The 4,269-nt window shown below is 69.1% G+C and carries 3 protein-coding genes; 1 reads left to right on the top strand and 2 read right to left on the bottom strand.

What is annotated here, in order from left to right:
• Together pknB and RWR81_RS12645 are read right to left on the bottom strand one after the other, a co-directional pair.
• On the bottom strand, window positions 1–1,697 hold a 1,697-nt coding region (pknB, locus tag RWR81_RS12650; protein WP_314458078.1), incomplete at its 3' end, for a Stk1 family PASTA domain-containing Ser/Thr kinase.
• Between the two features lie 102 nt (window positions 1,698–1,799).
• Window positions 1,800–2,960 (bottom strand): polyprenyl synthetase family protein, encoded by a 1,161-nt coding sequence (locus RWR81_RS12645; RefSeq protein ID WP_314458077.1) that lies wholly within the window; start codon window positions 2,958–2,960, stop codon window positions 1,800–1,802.
• Between the two features lie 233 nt (window positions 2,961–3,193).
• On the opposite strand from RWR81_RS12645, the gene RWR81_RS12640 reads away from it, so the two are divergent.
• The coding region (locus RWR81_RS12640) for a sigma-70 factor domain-containing protein (protein ID WP_314458076.1) at window positions 3,194–4,269 on the top strand (1,076 nt) is incomplete at its 3' end.

Below are 4,269 nucleotides of genomic sequence, written 5' to 3'. Positions count from 1 at the left end.
AGGGTCTTCTTGGCCTCGTCCTCGCTCTTGCCGGTCACGTCGGGTATGGTTGCCGGCTCCTTGCCCTTGGAGACCACGATCGAGACCTTCGTGGTGTGCTCCACGACCTTGCCTGCCTTGGGGTCGGAAGAGATCACCTTCCCCGAGTCGACACTGGCGGAGTACTCCTCGGTGACCGATCCCAGGGTCAGGCCGGCTCCCTTGAGCGCGCCGCCGGCCTGGTCCTTGGTCTTTCCGACGACGTCGGGAACCGTCTTGGTCTCCACGCCTCGGGAGATGACGGCCGTGACGGCGCGGCTCAGCCCCACCTTCTGACCGACCTTCGGTTGGCAGGAGATGACGTGACCGGCCGGAACCGTGTCGGAGTAGGCCCGCGCCGGCGTGCCCCAGTCGAGGCCCTGCTTCTCCAGGGCGAGCTGCGCCTCATCCTGGGACATGCCGACGATGTCGGGGACGGACACCCTCCGCCCCGGACCCGCCGTCAGGTACCAGGCGGCACCCGCCCCGGTTCCGGCCACGGCCAGCAGTCCGACGATGATGGCCGTGCGGCGGTTGAGCCCGCCGGCGTGCTTCTCCCGAGTGGGTACGGCGGTGGTCTTCTGGGAGTCGGCCGCCAGGGCCCTGCGCGACAGTGCGTGAGTTCTGCCCTTGGAGTCCGGTCCGATGGAGCCGATGGGCAGGGAGACGGTGCGCATGCCGACGTGGGGGGAGGCCGGATCGTCGCCGGAGGTGTCGATCTGGTCCTTGTCCTGGAGCGCGTTGTCGATGGCTGAGCGAGCGGCCTGGGCGTTGGCGGTCATGACCTCCTGGGTCCGGATCGAGCCGGTTCCGCCTCCGCGGCGCACGGCCAGTTCGGAGTCCGTGAGCTCGTCGACGACGTTGCGCAGCAGCGCCAGCGCCTCATCGGCGTCGGCAGGGCGGTCCTGGGGCTCACGGCGCGTCATGATCGCCACGAGCTCGTCGATGTCTGCCGGCATGTCGGGGACCAGCGTGGAGGGCAGAGGCACATCCTCATGGACGTTGCGGAAGGCGATCTGGATGGGGGAGTCCGCGGAGAAGGGCTGCTCCCCGGTGAGCAGCTCGTAGAACACCACACCGGCGGAGAAGACGTCCGCACGGGAGGTGGAGTCTCCCGAGGTGATGAGCTCTGGAGCCAGGTACGCGACCGTTCCCAGCACGTTGCCCGTCGTCGTCTGTGTGACCTCTGTGACCGCCCGGGCCAGGCCGAAGTCGGCGACCTTGGCCACCGAGCCGTCCGAGGGAAGCAGGACGTTCTCCGGCTTGATGTCGCGGTGGACCAACCCGGCCCGGTGAGCGGCTCCGAGCGGTCTCAGCAGCTGGGCGACCAGTCCCAGGGCCTCCTTGACCGACAGCGGCCCCGCAGCGATGAGGTCGCGCAGGGTGGGACCCTCGATGTACTCCATGACGAGGTAGGCCACCCCGTCGAGGCTGCCCTGGTCGTAGACGGCCACCACGCCCGGGTTGGACAGGCGGGCCGCCGCTCTCGCCTCACGGCGGAAGCGTGAGACGAAGTCGGGGGAGTCGGCCAGGTGGGCGTGCATGAGCTTGAGCGCCACGGTTCGATCCAGGCGACGGTCATGGGCGCGGTAGACGGTGGCCATGCCGCCGCGCGCAAGACGGTCGACGACCTCGTAGCGAGAGTCGACCAGCCGACCAATGAGGGGATCCGTGACCACGAACGCGATTCTACGGTGCCGGAGGCGGACCGACAGCCGCTCGCCAACATGAGCGGGTGGTGCCGCCCGACCCGGTGGACGCCGCCCGTTTCGCCTGCTGCGTCAAGAGTTCCTGTGCGTCAGCAGGTCCGTCAGGGCCACCAGATCGTCCAGTGATGCGGCACTCACCACGCCCTCCGCCCTGAGTCGGTCCAGCGCACTGCGCCCGGCGTCGCGATGGAAGGCGACGATCTCCTCGTGCGCGCTGCGTGCTCCGCAGTCCTCGATGAGCGCCGCGGCCTCGGTGATCTGGGCCTGCGTGGCCTCGGCGTTGGCCAGGACACTCCCAAGCAGCTCCCGGTCGGCCTCGTCGCATCGGCCCCAGGCCAGGGCCAGCAGCACCGTGCGCTTGCCCTCGCGCAGGTCGTCTCCGGCCGGCTTGCCGGTGACCTGCGGTAGGCCGAAGACTCCCAGGTCGTCGTCGCGCAGCTGAAAGGCGATGCCGATCTCCTCGCCGAAGACGGACAGGTGTCCGGCGGTGGGACTGGTTGGGTCCAGTCCGGCCAGGAGTGCGCCGATGAGCAGCGGGTAGCGCACCGAGTACCGGGCCGACTTGTGGCGCACGACCGACAGGGCGTTGTCATGCATCCGCTGCGCTGCGGCCGCGGGGTCCTGCCCCCAGGGCAGTGGCAGGTTCTCGCCGCGCACGTCGAGGAACTGCCCTAGGGCCACCTCGGTGGTCATGGCGTCGAAGGCGGCCCGAGCACGCCGGACCGTTGCATCCCCGGAACCGGAATCGGCGTGTGCCTGCGCCAAGGCGCTCATCTCCTCACCGGCCAGGGACAGCAGGATGTCTCCGAGCAGGATGGCGCCGTTGACACCGAAGGCCTGTGAGCGCCCCAGCCAGCCGTGGGCGTCGTGCTGCCGGGCGAAGGCGCGGTGCGCCGCGGGCAGTCCCCGCCGAGTCTCGGCCCCGTCCATGAGATCATCGTGCACCAGGGCGCTGGCCTGGTAGAGCTCGAGCGCCGCACCCAGATGGACGGCACCGGTACCGACCAGGCACTCGGCCCGGTGCTCCGGAGCGCTCAGGAGTGTGCAGCCGACCGCGCCCAGCACGGCGCGCATGCGCTTGCCCCCGTTCAGGACGCTCCCGGCGGTATCGAGCATCTCTGGAACGGCCCGTCCCAGGTCCTCCCAGCGTCGTCGACAGCCGGCCAGAACCTCCTCCAGACGGTGCTCGACGGCGGGACGGACACGGCCCAGGGCCGCAGGCAGCTCGCTCATGACCGCCAGGGTAGATGGCAGACGGGGCAGCAGGCGGGCGCGTCCACCGGTGCGTCCTGAGGAGCGCCTTCAGTCCCTGGGAAGGACGGCTGTGGTCAAGGTGAGGTCATACCAAGTCGACGACGCGAAGTTGCTGGGGAATAAACGCTACAATTCTCGGGTTGTCCGCTGTGCCGGGGCGGGCGCCCATACCCCGCCACCGGCTGTCCGCCCGCCCACGCGAAAGGAACTCCGTGGCTTCTTCCACAGTGACGCGCTCCAGCGCCGAGCTCACTGACGACGTCGACGAGACCGCGCTCGACGACGAGGACTTCGACCTCGACGATGAAGGGGACGACGACACCGACGTCTCCGACTACGACGATGAGGACTACGACGACTCCGATGAGGAGGATGACGAGGACCCTGATGAGGATGAGGACCCGGAGGATGATGACTCCGAGGAGCGGATCGTCCAGGACGATGACGGTCCCGCCCCTGAGCTGCGCGACTACTACCTGGACGTGAGTCTGGAGGAGAACGGCGACGGCTCCAAGCGCAGCCCCTTCAACAACCCGGCCTCGCTCAAGGGCGTCCGACTGGCCCCCGGGGCGACGCTCTTCGTGCGCTCGCGAACGATTGTGGAGAACCTGGAGATCGCCGGCCACGGCACCCTGGAGGAGCCCATCACCCTGGCCCCCTACGGTCACGGCCCCGTGCCCCGGTTCGTCGTCGGCGACTCCGCCCCCATGGTGGCGCGTGACTACCTGGCCCAGAACGGTTACATCTTCCGAGGCTGGGTCATCAAGGGCATCAAGATGCAGCCCTCCATCGCGGCCCTGACCGGGGAGCTCGAGCGCATGCGCCGGGAGGAGGCGGAGAAGGCCGCCTCCAAGAAGTCCGGCAAGCGCGGTAAGTCCCAGGACAAGGACGGCTCCTTCACCGTCTCCGACTCCGACGAGGGCGACGAGCCCGCTCAGCGGGTCGTCACCGCCGGTGCCACGGCGGACCCGGTCAAGGACTACCTCAAGCAGATCGGTAAGGTCGCGCTGCTCAACGCCGAGCAGGAGGTCGAGCTCGCCAAGCGCATCGAGGCCGGTCTCTACGCCGAGCACCGCCTGGCCGAGGAGGGGAACGACCTGCAGGCCAAGCTGCGTCGAGAGCTGCACTGGGTGGCTCAGGACGGCCAGAGGGCCAAGAACCACCTGCTGGAGGCCAACCTGCGACTGGTGGTCTCCCTGGCCAAGCGCTACACGGGGCGCGGCATGCTCTTCCTGGACCTCATCCAGGAGGGCAACCTGGGCCTCATCCGCGCCGTGGAGAAGTTCGA

The organism is uncultured Actinomyces sp. (assembly GCF_963526355.1).
GTDB lineage: Bacteria > Actinomycetota > Actinomycetes > Actinomycetales > Actinomycetaceae > Actinomyces.
This window is presented reverse-complemented; position numbering and strand designations above follow the sequence as displayed.